The organism is Corallococcus macrosporus DSM 14697 (assembly GCF_002305895.1).
Lineage (GTDB): Bacteria > Myxococcota > Myxococcia > Myxococcales > Myxococcaceae > Myxococcus > Myxococcus macrosporus.
The window spans coordinates 1,773,478-1,790,210 of the sequence record NZ_CP022203.1; the positions used below are offsets into that span (position 1 = coordinate 1,773,478).

The following is a 16,733-nucleotide window of genomic DNA, read 5'->3' on the forward strand; positions in this document are numbered from 1 at the left end:
ACGCGATGGATGCCAGGCAACCAACCGGGCCCACCGGGCGAGCGGGTCAATCCTGCCCTTGGGACGCGGCGCCGGCCGGTGCGGGGAGGGGATTCGAATAGGACGCCCCCGTGTTCGTCCGCACCACTGTAGGCCCTTGGAAAAGGAACTCGCTGCATGAAGAAAGTCGCAACGCTCGCCTGTCTGTTGGCCCTGTTGGGAGCGATTCCCGCCCATGCCGCCGGTTTGGAGGACGTGTTCGGCCGGGAGGTCCCCGTGGGAAAGGGGCGGCCCACCCTGGTGCTGTACGCCAACAAGGGCTCGCGGGACGAGCTGCGCCAGCATGCCTACTCGTTCATCTATGACTTGCGAGAGGAGCGGCCCATCGTCCTGATTCACGTGGACCTGCGGGACGTCCCGGGCCTCTTCAAGGGCATGGCGCGCGGTGAAATCAAGAAGAGCCACCGCGAGTCCATCGAGCACATGCGGAACATCTTCCGCCAGCACGGCGAGGCGCCGCCTCCCGAACTGGAGTCGTCGCTCTACATGGTGGCGGACGCCAAGGGCGAGCCACACCAGGCCATGGGCCTGAAGAAGGGCTTCGGCCAGGTCGTCGCCCGGGTGCTGGGCCCGTCTGGGCAGGAGGTGGCCCGAGGCCCCTTCCCCGAGAGCGCCCGGAAGCTCGGCCAGTCGATGGCCTCCGCCCCGGAGCGCCTTTCGACGCTCCGAGTGGTGGACATGTCCCGCTGACGCCCCGCGCTGCCCTCAGTTGCCAGGCGGCTGGGAATCCGTGGGCGGACGCGAAATCCACGCGGCGATGAAGACGTCCAGCTCGCCTCGCAGGACGTCCTTCACGCGCGGCGTGCCGGCGCCGGTGCGCGGGTCCTCCACCCGGGCGCCTCGTCCCAGGTAGTAACGCCGGGCCTCGTCCGTGTGGCTGCCCTGGCCATAGACGACGCGCGCGGCGATGTCCTTCAGTTCGTCAAGCTCCGTGGCGCCGGCGAGGGTGAGCACGCGCCCGGAGGACTCGTCCTTTACCGTCACCTCGGTGCGGACGCGCTGCAGGTAGGCGCCCTCGTGGCTCTTCATGGGCCGGCCCTGGACCTCCAGATAGGCCAGCTCCTCCTCGGAGATGGTGCCGCCGCGGTGGACGCGCACGTAGGCCCGCTGGCGCTTCTCGTCCTCCAGCCGCCGGTGCATGCCCGCCTCGCCCGCGAGGAAGCCATACGCGCCGGGGCCCGCGATGCGCACGACGACGCGCGAGGGCTCCTCCGCCTCGGCGACCGCGACGGCCTCGTAGCCGCGGCGCTGGGCCCACCCCAGGTACATGGTGGCCAGCTCCTGCACCCACGTCTCCTGCGCCTCCGCCGAGTCACTGGCGCAGATGTCCACCAGCGCCTCGGTGTCCTGCGTGGTGGCGCCGGAGGCGTGGAGGGCCGCGGACATCTGGACCTCGCGCGCCACGTCCTCCACCTGCTTCGCGGCGGAGCCGAGCTGCACCTCGTTCTTCGCCTCGCGCACCAGCCGCCGCGCGAACAGGACGGCGGCCTCCAGCCGCTCCAGTTCGTTGATTTGCGCCTCCACGGCGCGGAAGGCGCGGAGGACCTCGGCGGCGCGCGTGGGGTCGTCCCAGAGGTTGGGCGCCTGCGTCTCCGCCAGCAGCTCCGCGCGGCGCTGCTCCAACTGCGGGCGGCCGGTGGAGTCCGCCAGGGCGCGCGCCTTGCCCACCAGGCGGTCCATCTCGAACAGGAGCGACTTGCGGTCCAGCCGCCGCTTCACCGGTGCCGCGCGCGCGGACGGCAGGAGGATTTGCGCGGTGGGGGAGGGCGGCGGCGCGGCGGGCTCGGCCACGGCGGTGACGCGGCCTCCCGGGCGGGCCTCGACGCGCACGGGCGTGCCCGGAGGCAGCGGCTTGCGGGCAATCTCCACGGCCAGGGCCGCGGTGAGCGTCTTCTCGATTTCCCGCTGCAGGTAGCGCGCGCCGAACTGGGGCGAGTAGCCGCGCTCCACGAGCAGGTCCACCACCGCGGGTGTCACCTCCACGTCCAGGGCGCGCGCGCGGATGCCCTCGCGCTCCAGGACGCGGCCGACCTCGCGCTGGGCAATCTTGCGGATGTCCACCTTGGACAGGGGGCGGAAGTGGCAGATGGCGTCGAAGCGGTTGAGGAACTCAGGACGGAACGCCTCGCCGATGCGCCGGTCCACCTCGGGCACCATCTCCTCCGCGCGGCGCGCGCCCGTGAAGCCCATGCCGGACTCGCGGTACACCTCCGCGCCCACGTTGGACGTGGCGACGATGAGCGTGTTGTTGCAGGACACCGTCTCGCCGGCGCCGTTGACGAAGGTGCCCTCATCGAAGAGCTGGAGGAAGCGGTCATGGACGCTGCGCGCCGCCTTCTCGAACTCGTCGAGCAGCAGCACGGTGAACACCTTGCCGTCCAGCAGCGCGCTCAGCTCGCCGCGCCGCGTCTCCAGGGCCGGGGCCCACGTCGCGCCGAAGGGGACGCTCTCATCGCCGTCATTGGGGTAGTCCGCCATGTTGAGGCGCACCAGCCTGTCCGCGGAGCCGAACAGGTACTCCGCGAGCAGCTTGGCGAGCTGCGTCTTGCCCACGCCCGTGGGGCCCGCGAAGAGGAACACGCCCAGGGGGCGGCGCGGGTCGTTGAGGCCCGCCTTGAGCAGCGCCACCGAGCGCAGCACCGCGCTCACCGCGTCCGTCTGGCCGAGCAGCCGTTCGCCGAAGAAGCGCTCCGTCTCCTCCAGGTCCAGGGGCATCGCGTCGTCCACGACGAAGCGAGGCAGCCGGGTGGCCGCGCAGAAGCGGCTGAGCACGTCCTCCGGGCCCACGTGGTCCTTGGCCGCGCTCGCGGCCTCGGCCGCCGTCTCCTTCAGCAGCTCAATGGCCTTGCGCGGCATGCGCTGCGCGAGCAGGAACTTGGAGGACAGGCGCAGCGCCAGGTCACACGCCGCCGGGTCGATGGGCAGCCGCAGCTCGCGCTCCAGCTCCTCCGCCACGCGGCCCAGCACCCAGCGGGCCTTCTCCGGAGGGGGCTCGTGCAGGGGCAGCAGGTGGAGCCGCTCGGCCAGCGCCTCGTCGGAGCGGAGCAGCTCCTGCACGCGCTTGGGCTCGGTTTCGAAGATGAAGCGCAGGCCGACGGTGCGCAGCCCGCGCACGGCGACGGGGGCCAGGGGGCCGCCCAGGGCCGCGGGCAGGTCACGGATGTAGACGATGGGGCGGGGGTGCCGGGACAGGTAGGTCAGCAGCTCCTCGAAGCTCTCCGCCGCCTGACGCTGGGTGCTGCGCGCCAGGATGTTGGCGACGGACACCTCCACCACGCGGGCGTTCGCCAGGCCGGCGTCCACGCGCCCCTCGGCGATGCGCCGCGCCACCTCCTGCACCAGGGCGCTCTTGCCCACGCCGGCCTCGCCGGACAGCAGCGGATGCTTGCCGCCCCGCGTGAGCAGGCCAAGCACCTCCGTCACCGCGGCGTCCACGCCGTGCGCGGCCGGCAGCTTCCCCTCCCGCGCCAGCGCGGTGAGGTCGCGGTCGATGAGCCGCTCCTGGTCCTCGCTCTTCCTCGTCGCCATGTCTTTTCTGCCGCCCCCTCGCCGGAGCGCACTCTAACCCCGCTGAACCGCCGAGGTGAGCGCACAATCCCCGACAAATACATGCCACGGGCGAAGGCTGCCCGCGAGCACTTCACTGGGAGCGAGGGAGAAGGGGCCCGGACGGGCCCGACGAAGCGCCATCGCCAGTTCAGCTTCCAGAAAAACAGCCAGCAGCGACCTCCCGCCTGCTGGCGCGCGGGGCGGCTGTCGGGGTGGGAGCCGCCTCTGGCGGACTCCCGGACCTCCGAGCGCCTCCACCACCGGGGCGGAACACTCGGGAGGCGGAAGCCACCTCGGGTGGCTCCCCTTTCCCCCACGGCCCTACTCCTGCAGTTCCACGTGCCAGTAGGCGACGTCCCTGAGGAACTTCGCCCAGGACATGGGCATGCCCTTCTCGAACAAGAACGTCAGGTGCATCGCCTCGGGCACCTTCTTCGGCTTCGTGGGCGCCGTGCGCAGGGCCATGCGGGCCTGCTCCGGCGTCCGGTTGCCCTTCTTCTGATTGCAGGGCACGCACGCGATGACGATGTTCTCCCAGCTCGTCTTGCCACCCTGCGCGCGCGGCAGGACGTGGTCATACGTGGCCTCCGGGCGCGTCACCTTGGTGCCGCAGTACTGGCAGCGGCAGTGGTCCCGCAGGTAGACGTTCTCCCGGCTGAACTTCACACCCTTGGGGCGCCGGCGCAGGCCGCGGATGAAGCGGATGACGGAGGGCATGCGAATCTCCACCGTCACGGACCGCACCACGCGGTCCTCGTACTCCTCGACCACTTCGACCTTGCCCTGGAAGATGAGCATCACCGCGCGTTGCCAGGGAACGCGCGCGACAGGTTCGAACGACTGACTCAGGACCAGCGTCTCCATGACATGGAGCCTCTTGGGTGAAAGTGGATTCGCCGGGATTCGAACCCGGATCCCTCGGGTGCAAGCCGAGTGCTCTCCCCTTGAGCTACGTACCCATCTGTGTGACGAGAGCAGGCCGCCAGGGAATCGAACCCTGCATGCCTGGATTTGGAGTTCAAGCTGCTCCCAAAGCGCGGCCTATGTGTGGACGACGTGCTGCCAGAAGTGCCGGCCCCCGGAGTCGAACCGGGTCCTCCTGTGCTTCAAACAGGCGCGCGGACCGCCTACGCCAGACCGGCAAGCTTCAGCTCCCCGATTGAAGCTCCGCGCGAACTCGTTCTCTGTTTTTCTCTAGAGAACTCGAACTCTCTGAGCGGCAAAAAGTGAGCAGTATTAAGGGGGGCGGGGACTGGGCCTGCGGTTGTCCCTGGATTGGGGGCCGATTGGTGCTGTGAACTTCGGCAGAGGGCCGTCCCTAGACGGTGCTTCTGCACGCGGAGAAGCCGGTGCGCCTGCGTGGTGACGGACCACGCACGTGCTGCATGGGGACGCTGGGAGTTGAACCCAGCGGGCCCTGTCGGGCTCGGGCTCTACAGGCCCGCGCGTCTCCCCTGACGCTCTACGTCCCCGGGGGAGTGGGGAGCCCTGAAAGCCGAGAGGCCAAGTCCCCTGGATGGGAGCCCGGCCTCTGCGTGGCTTGGCGCGCTGGTGGCGGCGCTCAAGCGTCAGCAGGGTACGGGCGGAGGGCCGCCAAGCCGGTCAAAGCCCGCGAGGGACTTCGAGGCAAAGCTCACAAGGGAGCAGGAGGCGCCGTCAAACTGGGGCCAGAGGCTGTTGCGATAGCTTCGCTTCATCGGGTTCGTCTGCACCGTCAACATCGTCATGGTTGCCGCTCCTTTCTCCGGGGACCTACGGTTGTTGAACTTTGTCCCTGACACGACCCGATTTTCTTCTTGGGCTTCGCGGTGTGGTTCACGTGCCCGTGGCGGGCGCCGTGTCCCTATAGGTGTGTAGATGGTGATGAGGGACGAGCGGAAAAGCGGGAGGCTCCTCGGTGAAACCAACCGAGACGGTCTCCCCCTGGCAGGGGAGCCGAGGAGTTCCCCGCGTGGACGATACCGAGTCCGAATCCCCCGCGCACGAAGAGGTGCAGGCCGACCTGCGGGCGCTGTTTCGAGGCGCCATTCGGATGACGCTGGAGGAAGAGGTACGGGAGCTGGTGGGGGCTGGCCGGTGGCAGCGGATGGTGGGCCGGGCGGACGTGCGCAACGGCAGCTACCTGCGCACGTTGGTGACGACGGCGGGGGCCGTGGACGTGACGGTACCGCGCAGTCGGCACAGCGGCAGCGCGGGGACGTGCTGGGCCGCTACAAGCGTCGCAGCGCGGAGCTCGACGAGGCGATTACCAGCGCGTACGTGCAGGGCGTCTCCACTCGGAAAATGGGCAAGGTGACGCGCGCCCTCATGGGCGAGGCCGTCTCGCGGTCGACGGTGAGCCGGGTGACACGGACGCTGGAGGAGAAGGTGGAGGCGCTGCGTACCCAGCCCCTTATCCAGGCCTTCCCCTTCCTGTACCGTGCACCTCACCCGGAACGTGCTCGCCAAGGCCCCCTGGAGGCTGCGTGGGCGCCTGGGCACGGCATCTTCGAGGCCCCCAACCTCCAGGATGCCAGAGAGCGGCTGGAAGCCCTTGAGCAGGAGCTGGGATGCCACCTGCCCGAGCCCATGGAGTGCCTGCGCGAGGGCTTCGCCGCCATCTGCTTCTTCGCCTTCCCCAAGGCCCACTGGAAGCGCCTACGCAGCACCAACGGCCTCGAGCGCCTCCACGGCGAGGTGAAGCGCCGCATCCGCGGCGTCGGCGCCTTCCCGGACCGCGCCAGCGCGCTGCGCCTCATCATCGCCGTCGCGCTTGAAGTCACCGGCGTTCGGGATGACCGCCGCTACCTCGACATGTCCCTGCTGAAATCAACCCCTGACACCGCCGTTGCATGATGCCGCCCAGGAACTTCCCTCCCCCGAACCCCCTCCCGACCAACTACACACGATTCGGGACTTGACCGCGGCGTGCAGGAAATTCGAGACTAGCGCTGGACTATCAAGCTGCATGGAAGGACTACTGTCGAGGCCACCGTGGCTAAGCGTGCGCGAGAGAAGTGGTTTTCGGCCCACATAGTCTTGGTGATCGTACCAAAGGTGCGTGCCAATCGGGCGGCCGTGGATGTCTGGGAAAACATCGTTCTCATTAAGGCGGTGAACGCGGCCGCAGCCAAGCGAAAGGCAGCCAGTATTGGTCGGCTTCACGCTCGACGAAGCAAGACAGACGCTAATATTGAGTTTCGCGGCGTTCGAGCCGTTGTTGACGTGCTGCCCTCGCCAACCGGCAAAGCCAAATGGAATGAGGTTCTTGAAAGCGGCGCGGAGGTCTCTTGCAATAAGCTGCAGTTCGCTTCGCCGATAGAACTCTCGAGATTCATGAAGATGTTGAAGGTCAAGGCTGAGTTGCTTTGGTAGGAAAGCCAGCCACCGTCAGATACGAAGAATGAACTCGGTGGCGCAATGGGCTCCGAGTCTCATCAGTCCCGAGAACCGAGCACTTTCGAGGGCCGATGAGCGTCGTCAGCTAGCGAAATCCATCACGAGACGCGTGTTAACACTACTGCGTCAGGGGCCCGAGGGGTGGACGGGGAGGCCGAGCAGGCGACGAGAGGTGCGGTGCTGGTTGGCGCGGTGGCAGGTGGGACAGCGCGGCAACCAGGTGGCAATCACCCGCGCCATCGCGAGTCGTGCGGTGATGAAGCTGTCGTGGAAGTGGCGCTCAGGCCGAGAGGGGCTGCGCGTGGGCTTCAGCCGCCCTTCGGGCCGAGGGGGGAAAACGCCGCGTGCGTTCGGCCACGAGGAAAGCGTAGCAGCACAGCGCGACGGAGACGTGGTGATGCCAGCCGGGGTAGCGGCGGCCTTCGTAATGGTCCAGCCCCAACTCCCCCTTGAGGTCTTCGTAGACGCGCTCGGTTCTCCATCGCTGCATCACCAGACGGATGAGCTGCCGCTTCGTTCGTCCTTCTGTCAGGGAAATCAGGAAGTAGTTGGCGGGCTCGGGCTCGCCGTCTCGCCATTCAATGAGCAACGTCAGGGGCTCCTGCTCGCGCTGGGAGACGCCCGCGGCGACGACGCGGCGCAGGGCAAAGCGTGCTGACAAGGCGTCTTGCGTGCCCTGGCGCCAGGTGCACCGTCGGAAGCCGCCTCGTTCATGAATGCGCCAGGCCAGGTCTGAAACGCTTTGCGCGTCCTTTCGAGGACGGCCCTTCGCGTCCAGGAGGCGGACGCCCGTTTGCGCAGCCACCGCAACGGCGTAATGCAAGTCCAGCGCGCGAAGGCGCGCACGGAAGTCGCTGGAGTTGCCGTAGGCGCTGTCCGCCAGGAGGACACCCGGCGCCACGCCGTCCTCCACGGCCCGCTCAATCATTCGCAGCGCCAGTTGAGGCTTGGTTTGGAAGGAAACCTCGGCGGGAATTCGGGCCTCGCGGCGGCGCGCCTCGTCGTTGGCCCAGCACTCAGGGAGGTACAGCTCGAAGTCGAGGGGCAGGTGCTCGGTACGCGTGGCCACGCTGAGGCTGACGCCAATCTGGCAGTTGGCCACCTTCCCCGCCGAGCCGGTGTACTGCCGCTGGACACCCACCGAGTGCTTGCCCTGCTTGAGGAAGCCCGTGTCGTCCACAATCCACGCTTCCACCGACTCCCGCCGCGTCATCGCCTCCAGCGCGTACCTCGCCGCCTGGCGCCGCACCTCCCGGTCGCTCCACCTCGAGTCCACTGCGAAGTGCAACAGTCGCTGGTGCATTGCATCCACCCGCTCGGGGTCCGGACACGCCCGGGCGGCGATGGGCTCCACGCTCTTGCGCTCCCCCTCGCCCAGCAGGCCCATGGCGTAGAGGGCGAACGAGCCGCGTCGGCTCTCCTCGCCCAGCACCTCGCCGATTTGCTGGAAGTACCTCTCAAGCCGCTGCACCGCAGCGGCGTTCATGAAGGTGTCCATATCTCCTTCATGAGTGGGGCCGCTGGTGGCAGATGCAACCATGACCTGCCAGCCCAGCCCTCCATCACCCACTCCCCCTTCGGCCTACCCCTGACGCAGTAGTGTTAACCGAAAGGCTCCGCCGGTTTGCAGGGCCTTTCAATCAGCTCCCCGAACGAAGCCCTGCGCGAACTCGTTCTCGGCGTTTCTCTAGAGACTGCGACAGAAAAAACGAGGAACATCGGGGGGTTAGGTGAAGTCGGGAAATTTCGGGGTCCGATTGAGTGTCCGCGAACTTCGCGGCGACTGTTCCCGGATATCGCGGATTGGGGATGGCGTCCAGCATCCTTCAGAAGGGGTGAGGGTAGGGGCGTCTCGCGCGAAGGTGAGTGTGTGTGGGTCTTCATGTTGCCCGCTATGAGGGGGCGGCACCGGCTTGGCGTTTCGGACCCTTCCCTGGGGACCGGGCTCGTCGCAGCTTGGCGCCAGCGCGAGGTCGGCCTCCGCTGCATTGGTCGCGCAACTCGCGGCCCAGCATTGACGGTGCCGGCCTCGCGGGAACGGCGTGCTGGTCGGTGTCATACCTAGGCCCACTCTTCCTTGTGGCGGCGCTGTGCCAGGCCGCTCCGAGGCCCCTGGGGTAGCGTGGCCGCTTGTCGGGGCCCCCTCACCGGAGGCCCACCTCAACTTTTTTTGGGGCGCATGTCCCGAAGTGCCATGCAGCCCGTGCCCTGGTTTGTAGGGCGCGAGATTCCGCGGTGTCAGCTCCGCCTGCCGTCTTCAACCGAATTGACGCCATGGACTGCGAATCATGAGTACGAACGATTCTCCCGTGGACCCTCAGCCGAGCTCGTCCGACTGCATCAAATCGGAGTCCCCCACCACAGCACAGGAGCTGGTCCTGGATGCCACGCCCGAAAGGCCTGCGGTGGCTGACGCCCATGGTGCTTCTCAGGCCAGCGGCGTGCCGAGCCCTCTGTGGCTCGACAACGAGGGAGCCGATTACGAGGCCGCGCTGAAGGAGGTCCTCTCTCCCCTTGTGATGGAGGTGTACCCCATCATGGTGGGCATGGCAGAGTTGGCCCGCAGGGCCGCACCTATCGTCGTTGAGGCCGTGCGTAGGGTCGTCGTGTGGGCGCAGCCTGTTCTGGAGGAGGTGGGGCATCAATGGAAGTTCTCCATCGCCCCGGCCGTTCTCGACCTTTCGCCCATGCTCGAGGGAGTGGCGTGTGCTGCGCGCAACATCCCTGATTGGGTGTGGAACCTCGTCGAGTTGACCCGGCGCGAGAATTGGGAGGTCTTCGCTCGCTGCGCCTTCGTGGAGTATTCCCTCCACGGAACGGAAATGGCCCTGGTGCAGCAGTTCACGACGAAGACGCTGCGCCTCAACCCGAGAGCTGCTCATCTTGTTGCGGAGGCCCTCATTAAGTCGAACTGGCCGAACGCAAGCGACCCCATTGCCTATCTCAGGGGCACGGTGTTCAAGTTGCGCCAGCGTGAGAAGGCGCTCGATATCACTGGGGGGCGCAAAGGAGGCTACGTCTTCCTCCGCAAGGACTGGAGCGAGGACCCGGTGCTCCATTTGGACCAACAAGATGGAGATCCGCGGAACGCCCAGCAGCTCTCTCGCTTCGAAACGTTGGATGGCGTCGCCAAGGTGAATTTGGACAGGGAAGCTCGCACGCTGCTGCTTGCTCGCCTCGATAGTGCTTCCGAGACGGAGGCCGCCAGGGAGAACGGGTGGGATAGCCGTCATCTGGAACGAGTGCGGAAGCGCCTTCAGCGAAACCTGCCTGGGGTACGCGCTCCCCTCATGGGAGATGAGGGCGACGACAACTAGCCTGCGCTTCAGCTCTGCGCAGCACTCTATCCGCCGCCGACGAGTCGTGGCCTTCTGGATACAGTCTGCAGCGTGCTGGGGTGCGCCTTGTTTGGGCAGGCGCACCCAGCGGGCTGAACTCGCCTACCCGCCCATGGCGGGCGTACCAGGAAGCGCTGCATGTCCCGACGCAGCCTTGTCCCCCTCATGACGCAGCGCCCAAGCTTCGGAAGTAAAGGGCCACATTCGCCGGGCGCATGAGCAGTGCTGGCACAGCTTACCGCATCTCTAAATGAGGTAGTCTCCACGGATGACCACTCCCGCCCCCGCGACAATCACATGCATCTACTGCAGGCAGGTCCGTGAGCCGACGCGCGAGCACGTCTTGCCGCGCTCCCTTGGTGGGGATCTCGTTGCGTTAATCCTTTGCAAAGACTGCAACTCTGGGCGCCTTTCGCGCCTCGACCAAGCGTTGGCCGAGCGGTCCTTCGTGGCATTCTCTCGCATTGCTGCCACGCCCAAGGATGCTTTTGATGTGCAGCTTGGAGGGGAGCACTTTGTTCAAGAAGGCAAGTCCGGGCTGGTTCTCGAAGTCGCTCTCATCAACGGTGTTAGTGCCTCAATGCTTCCGCAAGTTCACGTGGCCGTGGTTGGCGAAACCAATCACGTCGCTATCGTAACGGCCGACGTGAGCAGCCTTGATCGTCTTCATGCCTTCGTGACGAAGAAGATTGAGAGCGGGCAGCTCAGGGCGATGCACGTCAAGCTCGGCCCCGAAGCGGCAGGTCCAACTGCGCGGCTCGTGATGCACAGAGAGCGCGATGGTTTCATTCGCGCGCAGACCGATGCCGACGCTAGGAATGCTATTGAGGTGCTTGAGAAGGACTGGGCATCTGCATACAAGCATCACGTGGCCCTCATTACTGCGGGCAATCAGCAAGCAGAGGTACAATCGATCCCTCAGCCGAGCGTCCGAGTGAACTTGGAAATACGACCCGATGATGTGAATCGGGCAGTGGCAAAGATCGCGTTCAACGTTCTGGCTGCGCGCGTCAGCCCCGAATTTGCCCTCTCTCCGGAGTTCGACGAGCTGCGCAAGTACGTGCTTGGAGAGGACATCCGACATCGGAGTGACCTGGGACAGGACGAAGTGGCTGTCGACTTACGCTTCGTCACGCAGCTTCCTCACGATACAGCTCCATTAGTGCCGACAGAAGAGCATGCCGTCACCATTTCATACGTGCATCCGTCGCTGTTCGCGTGGGTGACGCTATACCGGACGGACAACTTCGTCGTGAGATTTGGCGACATATCCCTGTCGGAAAATGTGCTTGCGGTGCACGAGTTTTCGTCGGTACGAACAGGGAATGCAGCCCTGGATGTCGCCGAAACGATTCAGCGAATGACGGCTCAGGTCGAGCACCACGGAAAATAGTATGGCCAGTGCGAACGTGTTCGCACTGGCCCAGGTGTCTCGTAAGTTACGGCTCAAGATGTTGACCAAGCCATGTGTCCCTGATTCTCGGACAGCTCAGCCTTGGTTGTTGTCCTTCCCAGGTCCAGGTTGCGCTTCAAAGAACCTGTTCCTGCGCGCGTAGTACCAGGGCACGGGATTCTCAGGAGTCTGCTGTGCTACCTTGTAAACATTGACGGCATCGTTGATGGATCCGTGGACCATGAGATCTGCCAGATCCTCAGCGGCTCCCTCCGAGTCGGCTTCGAACTGCAGTTCGAAGCCGACAACCCCCCACCTGAGGACGTGAAAGAGGTCGCCCAGAAGCTGCTCGAAGATGTCGAGCTGTCCTTGGATCTCATCCAGTGGCTGAAAGTACTGGTGCCGGTCGAAGCTGCGGTACTCGTAACGGTGCGCACGGACGTGATTGCGGTCTCTGACCACGGGTTCTGTGCTCTTCATGAATCGTCTAATGAGCGCCCCTACGCCTTCTGGAGTGACTGGGTACTCATCGGGAAATAGGCGAGCCAGGGACGCATTGATACTTCCTGCGATGCGCTCACGGTTATGCTGCTGTGTCTCTGCTTCGATGCGAGCGCGATCCGCGCCTCGCATGTCGCCGAAGAGCATTATGGGTTGCGGAGGGATCTCCGATGGCTCACACCGCCGCAAGCGGGCGCAGTCTTTTTTCAGGCGGTTCAGAAGGCCAGAGCCCTCAACAAGGCGCTCTCGGATGGATGCGAGGTCGATGACGAAGACATCGAAGCTATCGCGAAGGAGTTGCAACACAGCATCGTTCCATAGCCCCGGCGCTCTGGGGCCCGTGTTCTGACTGCGGAGGCGGTCGATGAGCTTGTCGATGGACATGGTTGTCGCGAGCAGGAGCGGGAAACGCCGCTTCGTCACGACGTAGGCGTTGATGACCTCGTCCAGTAGTTCCAGTAGTTCATCCTGTGGCTTTGCCGGAGTCGAAGAGTCATCGGCCGTCATGTGGCCCATCATCACACAAACCACTCCGGCCGTGGGAAGCAGTCGTGACTGCTTCTTCTCGAACGGGAGCTTCCTGGGCGCTTCATGGGCGGCGGTGGATGCTTCCCGGTCCAGAACGAGGTGCGCGATGCCTCCGGTAATTCCCTCTACCTATCGGTGACGGTGGTGCTCGATGTCTGCGAGCACGTCTCTCGCATCTTCCTGACGCAGTGCGGCCTTGATGCGCTCATGATGCGGCGACTACGTTTGGTGCATGCGCTACCCAATGTGGGAAGCGCTCATGCGCAACCGGTGTAGACTGGCTCCTTCCCAAACGCAGAGAGACAGATGCCAGCAAGCGAGTGGAAACCAGCGGAACTGGACGTCCTATTGAAGGCGCTCAAGACGTCCCATCTGGATGTGAAAGTGAAGCGCGCCTTGGCGCACGAGGTGCGGAACCAGTGCCTTGGCGGCACGGGCTACGACCAGGCCATGGCGCAGTCTATCCTCAAGAAGCTTGGGTACGACGAGCTGCCGCAGCGCGAGAGCACGCAGGAGGAGTGACCCAGAGGTGTGGCGGCGGACCCGGTGGGGTCGCGCGCCCAGCGTTGCCCAGAGCGTTTCAGCTCAACGTGGAAGGACCCAGAGGACTGGAGCAGCGGGGAGGCTCCAGAACCTCAGAGCTAGGCTTCGCTCTTGTTGATTCCGCACGGTTTCGATGCATGAAGGAAACGTCGTCCGCGGCTTGCTCGCTCCGGATGACGTGCGCGGGATGTGGTTGCCGGATGTGGGATAGAGGCGGCGGGTAGTGTATAGTTAGGCCATGGGCTTCCTGGGATATGATACTCGGATCGATTGGCCAACGGGCGAACTCGCCGTCCTGCTGTCAATGCTTAAGCCCGGCCGCGCACTCGAACTCGGTGCGGGTCACGGCACGGAAGCAATCTTTCTGGCCAGTCACGGGTGGAAGGTAGTCGCAGTGGAGAAAGACCGTGCCGCAGTTGAGGAGGCACGGCGGAGAGTGCAGCGGCTGAGTAAGGTTGTTCGCCGACGTCTTACCTTCCTCGAAAAAGATGCAACTACGTTTCGTGAGGAGGCCCCCGGCTCATTCGATATGGTTGTGGAGCGACTTGTTTATCAGAACCTCTTCCGTGATGTGGCAGCCGGACAGAGCGCGTTGGCTCGGACCTACACGAAGAGACGCCGAGGACTAATTCAGGGTGCGGCATACGCACTGAAGTCCGGATGCATTTTTATCATGCGGACTAGACCCTTCCGGATGGGCAAGTGGGGACGGGTTGCGCTGTCGGACTCTAGGCTGACGGTGCAAGATTTTAGGCTGGCCGAGAAGTATTTCTACGTGGGCAACGAGGTCGGGTTCAGGTCTGTTGTGACGCCATGGGAACCCCATGCATCCACGCTCGTGTCCTCGTATCTCGACGTGAGTGTCCTGGTGCTGCATCGAAATGAGAAGCCGTACCCCTGAGTACGGGGCGGAGGCAGTGAGCCCGTAGGTTCCTGCGAAGGCGTCCCTTGGCCCTCCCGAGTGCGCGGGACCGTTTGCATCGTTCCTGACGTACGGCATCAACTGTGCCGCGAAACTCCCGTCAGTCGTGGCGATGACGCAGCGGCCGAGTTTTCGGGAGGTGCAATCATCCGCTGGAGGATCAGCGGAGCTGTGAATGCCCTGGGGCCGTGTCCACCGCTGACGCCTACCTCCCTTGGGGGATTGCCCCTCCCACGCGCCCGACGCCTACTGCTATCGGAGGAGGCGCCCCCATGCGGATGCGGCTGACGCAGGATGTGGAGCAGGAGGCCGATGGCCGGCGGGAGCTGACGGTGGAAGTATTCGTCCATGAGCGGCGCGGCGGCGTCGCTGAGCTCCAGCCCGCAGGCGCTGAGTGCCGCGTGCGGTGGCTGCGTGGGACGGCGGACCTCAACCGCCAGGGCAGCGGCACGGCCACGGTGCGGGTGGCGGCGCCGGGGCTGTACCGCGTGCGGAGCGTCGCGAGTGCCCGGCATGCCCGGGACGCCTATGTCGAGGTGACGGAAGAGAATGGTGCCCTCGGTGAGCGTCAAGGTAGTTGTCGCGTGAGAGAGTTCAACCGATGCGCTTCAACTCCTGCACTGCCGGGGTGGGGTTCGGGGAGGGGTTGAGGCGCACCGGGCCTGCCGGTGTCCAGTCTCGAGTGTGGCGGCTCCATCGCTCAGGATGACGGGCTTGGGCGCGCTGGTACACCTGATGGCGCCGGGCGAGCAGCGCCGTCTCGCGACTGAAGTGTCTGTCGTCAGGCGTGACGAAGCGGATGGCGGAGTGCAGGTGCTCGGTGTTGTACCAATGCACGAAGCGCGTCACCCAGCAGTGCGCGTCCTCGACGGATGCGAAGGGGCGCCGCGGGAAGCTGGGGCGGTACTTCAGCGTACGGAAGAGAGCCTCGGAGAAGGCGTTGTCGTCCGAGACGCGGGGCCGGCTGAAGGAGGGCGTCACGCCCAGCCATTGCAGGGTGGCCAGCAGCGTGGCGCCCTTCATCGGGCCGCCGTTGTCCGAGTGCAATACCAGCCCCTCGGGACAGCCCGCCTCCTGCCAGCAGCGGCGGATGAGGGCCGCGGCATGCTCGGACGACTCCTCCTCGTGTACCGCGAAGCCCATGATGCGCCGGCTGAAGACGTCCACCACCAGGTACAGGTAGAGGAAGGCTCCCTTCACCGGGCCCTTCAGGTAGGTGATGTCCCAGCTCCACACCTGATTGGGCCCGGTGGCCAGGTGCTCGGCCCGGAGCCTGGGCGTGGGGGCCCTGGCGCAGCCTCGGTGGGTGAGTTGCCCCGCCTCGCGCAGCACCCGGTAGATGCTCGCCTCGCTGGCCACGTACTCGCCCCTGTCGGCCAGCCGGGGCACAATCTGCTTGGGCGAGACGTCGCGGAACTCCTCGCTGTTGGCCACTGCCAGGATGCGGCGTCTCTCCACTTCCGACAGCCGGTTGGCGGGCCGGGTATGCGGACCGCACCTGCCGTCCTGGGCCGTTTCGGGCTTCCTCCAGCGCTGGACGGTGCGAGACGTCACCCCGAGTCGCTCGCAGACGGCCTCCAGCCTCACGCCCTTCTCCAGCGCCTCGTCGACGAGGGCAAGCGTCATTTCTCGCGCCTCTCGTCCACTGCGTCGTCCTCGTCTTCCGGGGACTTCTCGTCCCAGCCCATCCCCTGAAGTTTTTTTTCGAGCACCAGCAGCGCCGCCGTCTCGGCCAGCGCCTTCTCCTTGCGCCGCAGCTCCCGCTCCAGCTCCTTCACGCGCTTCTCCGACGAGGCCAGTCGGCGACGCTGGCTGGCCGTCAGTGGCCCGGAGGACTCGCCCGACAGGGCCCCGGCAGCCACCTGCCGCCACTCCTTCAACTGCGCCTCGTGCAGCCCCTCGCGGCGCAGCAACGCCCCCAACTTCTCACCCTCAAGCCCCTGGGCCACCACCAGCACGCGCAGCTTCTCCTCGGGCGTCCACTTCTTCGGGCCAGCGGGCTTCTTCTCCTCGGGCGGCGGCGTCATCGCCGCTACCCTACGCGCCTCGCGCAACCACTGCGACAGCGTCGGCTGCGAGACTCCCACCTGGCGGGCGAGCGCCGCAGCACTCACCGCGCCTGGCCCCACCATCCGCTTCACCATCTCCGCCTTGAATGCATCCGTGTACGACACAGCTACCTGCCTGTACTCGCCCCCGGGGGTGGTCAACTCGGCCGGTCAGCCGAGGCGACAACTTCCCTGACACAGGGGGCCCTCCACGCCACCGTCCTCGGGGTGGACGAACAGGTTCCGCGCACGACAGGGCCCACGCCCCAGGCCCTGGAAGAGCGATTCGGCATCACCTCGGCCCGAACTGCGCGCGCGGCCCAGCGGCGTGATGCGGCTGACGCGCTCGCGGACCAGCTCGAGGCGGGCTGTGTCCACGCCATCCTGCCGCACGTGGTCCTCACCGTGGAGGGGCTGGAGGTGCCGCCCCGCCAGGCCGTCAGCGACAAGCAGCTCGCCTACGCGCGCGCCGTCCGTGCGAGTGCCGTCCATGG

12 protein-coding genes, 3 tRNA genes and 2 pseudogenes are annotated in these 16,733 nt (G+C 65.9%); 8 read left to right on the forward strand and 9 right to left on the reverse strand.

The annotated features are described in order from the left end of the window. Positions 1-156 precede the first annotated feature (156 nt). Complete coding sequence (locus tag MYMAC_RS07460) at positions 157-729, forward strand: hypothetical protein (RefSeq protein WP_043708973.1); 573 nt, start codon at positions 157-159, stop codon at positions 727-729. 15 nt (positions 730-744) lie between these two features. Here the strand turns inward: MYMAC_RS07460 and MYMAC_RS07465 are convergent, their stop codons facing one another. From MYMAC_RS07465 to MYMAC_RS07485, 5 genes are all read right to left on the reverse strand, one after another. Next, positions 745-3,567, reverse strand: a complete 2,823-nt coding sequence (locus MYMAC_RS07465) for an AAA family ATPase (protein ID WP_095957563.1) — start codon at positions 3,565-3,567, stop codon at positions 745-747. 342 nt (positions 3,568-3,909) lie between these two features. Next, positions 3,910-4,452 (reverse strand): HNH endonuclease, encoded by a 543-nt coding sequence (locus tag MYMAC_RS07470; protein ID WP_095957564.1) that lies wholly within the window; start codon positions 4,450-4,452, stop codon positions 3,910-3,912. Between the two features lie 24 nt (positions 4,453-4,476). Further along, positions 4,477-4,547 (reverse strand) — tRNA-Ala (locus MYMAC_RS07475). Positions 4,548-4,657: 110 nt separating this feature from the next. Next, a tRNA-Phe gene (locus MYMAC_RS07480) sits at positions 4,658-4,730 on the reverse strand. Between the two features lie 244 nt (positions 4,731-4,974). Further along, a tRNA-Tyr gene (locus MYMAC_RS07485) sits at positions 4,975-5,060 on the reverse strand. 479 nt (positions 5,061-5,539) lie between these two features. Between MYMAC_RS07485 and MYMAC_RS07490 the strand changes: the two are divergent. Beyond that, positions 5,540-6,423 (forward strand): annotated as a pseudogene (locus MYMAC_RS07490) (transposase). Positions 6,424-6,561: 138 nt separating this feature from the next. Next, complete coding sequence (locus MYMAC_RS36670) at positions 6,562-6,942, forward strand: hypothetical protein (RefSeq protein ID WP_123784020.1); 381 nt, start codon at positions 6,562-6,564, stop codon at positions 6,940-6,942. Positions 6,943-7,246: 304 nt separating this feature from the next. Here MYMAC_RS36670 and MYMAC_RS07495 read toward each other — a convergent pair whose 3' ends face one another. After that, positions 7,247-8,452, reverse strand: a complete 1,206-nt coding sequence (locus MYMAC_RS07495; protein WP_095961506.1) for an IS701 family transposase — start codon at positions 8,450-8,452, stop codon at positions 7,247-7,249. 802 nt (positions 8,453-9,254) lie between these two features. Here MYMAC_RS07495 and MYMAC_RS07500 point away from each other — a divergent pair. The 3 genes and pseudogenes from MYMAC_RS07500 (at position 9,255) to MYMAC_RS07505 (ending at position 11,697) form a co-directional block, all read left to right on the forward strand. Continuing rightward, a complete protein-coding gene (locus MYMAC_RS07500; protein WP_157757459.1) occupies positions 9,255-10,283 on the forward strand; it encodes a hypothetical protein in 1,029 nt (342 codons plus the stop codon). 289 nt (positions 10,284-10,572) lie between these two features. After that, positions 10,573-10,728, forward strand: a pseudogene (locus MYMAC_RS38610) (HNH endonuclease); the annotation flags it as partial. Positions 10,729-10,752: 24 nt separating this feature from the next. Next, positions 10,753-11,697, forward strand: coding sequence for a hypothetical protein (locus MYMAC_RS07505; protein WP_239989396.1), 945 nt, complete (start codon positions 10,753-10,755; stop codon positions 11,695-11,697). A gap of 96 nt (positions 11,698-11,793) precedes the next feature. Here the strand turns inward: MYMAC_RS07505 and MYMAC_RS07510 are convergent, their stop codons facing one another. Continuing rightward, positions 11,794-12,705, reverse strand: coding sequence for a hypothetical protein (locus tag MYMAC_RS07510; RefSeq protein WP_157757460.1), 912 nt, complete (start codon positions 12,703-12,705; stop codon positions 11,794-11,796). A gap of 405 nt (positions 12,706-13,110) precedes the next feature. Here MYMAC_RS07510 and MYMAC_RS36675 point away from each other — a divergent pair, with 405 nt between their 5' ends. Beyond that, a complete protein-coding gene (locus MYMAC_RS36675) occupies positions 13,111-13,248 on the forward strand; it encodes a hypothetical protein (RefSeq protein ID WP_157757461.1) in 138 nt (45 codons plus the stop codon). A 259-nt stretch (positions 13,249-13,507) separates the two neighbouring features. Beyond that, positions 13,508-14,170 carry a class I SAM-dependent methyltransferase gene (locus MYMAC_RS07515; protein WP_095957568.1) on the forward strand — a complete coding sequence of 221 codons (663 nt, stop codon included), beginning with the start codon at positions 13,508-13,510 and terminating at the stop codon, positions 14,168-14,170. A 615-nt stretch (positions 14,171-14,785) separates the two neighbouring features. Here MYMAC_RS07515 and MYMAC_RS07525 read toward each other — a convergent pair. Together MYMAC_RS07525 and MYMAC_RS36680 are read right to left on the reverse strand one after the other, a co-directional pair. Next, positions 14,786-16,365, reverse strand: a protein-coding gene (locus tag MYMAC_RS07525) for an IS3 family transposase (RefSeq protein ID WP_095957569.1) whose coding sequence is annotated in 2 segments (ribosomal slippage) — positions 14,786-15,886 and positions 15,889-16,365 — 1,578 coding nt in all. Because the reading frame shifts where the segments join, the coding sequence is not laid out codon by codon here. 45 nt (positions 16,366-16,410) lie between these two features. Beyond that, positions 16,411-16,731 carry a hypothetical protein gene (locus tag MYMAC_RS36680; RefSeq protein ID WP_157757462.1) on the reverse strand — a complete coding sequence of 107 codons (321 nt, stop codon included), beginning with the start codon at positions 16,729-16,731 and terminating at the stop codon, positions 16,411-16,413. Between the last annotated feature and the right edge of the window lie 2 nt (positions 16,732-16,733).

Bases quoted from the DNA above. Each gene is read 5' to 3' on its own strand.
- MYMAC_RS07465 (WP_095957563.1), bottom strand. From the start codon at position 3,567: ATGGCGACGAGGAAGAGCGAGGACCAGGAGCGGCTCATCGACCGCGAC.
- MYMAC_RS07470 (WP_095957564.1), bottom strand. From the start codon at position 4,452: ATGGAGACGCTGGTCCTGAGTCAGTCGTTCGAACCTGTCGCGCGCGTT.
- MYMAC_RS07510 (WP_157757460.1), bottom strand. From the start codon at position 12,705: ATGACGGCCGATGACTCTTCGACTCCGGCAAAGCCACAGGATGAACTA.
- MYMAC_RS07460 (WP_043708973.1), top strand. From the start codon at position 157: ATGAAGAAAGTCGCAACGCTCGCCTGTCTGTTGGCCCTGTTGGGAGCG.
- MYMAC_RS07500 (WP_157757459.1), top strand. From the start codon at position 9,255: ATGAGTACGAACGATTCTCCCGTGGACCCTCAGCCGAGCTCGTCCGAC.
- MYMAC_RS07515 (WP_095957568.1), top strand. From the start codon at position 13,508: ATGGGCTTCCTGGGATATGATACTCGGATCGATTGGCCAACGGGCGAA.
- MYMAC_RS07495 (WP_095961506.1), bottom strand. From the start codon at position 8,452: ATGAACGCCGCTGCGGTGCAGCGGCTTGAGAGGTACTTCCAGCAAATC.
- MYMAC_RS36680 (WP_157757462.1), bottom strand. From the start codon at position 16,731: ATGGACGGCACTCGCACGGACGGCGCGCGCGTAGGCGAGCTGCTTGTC.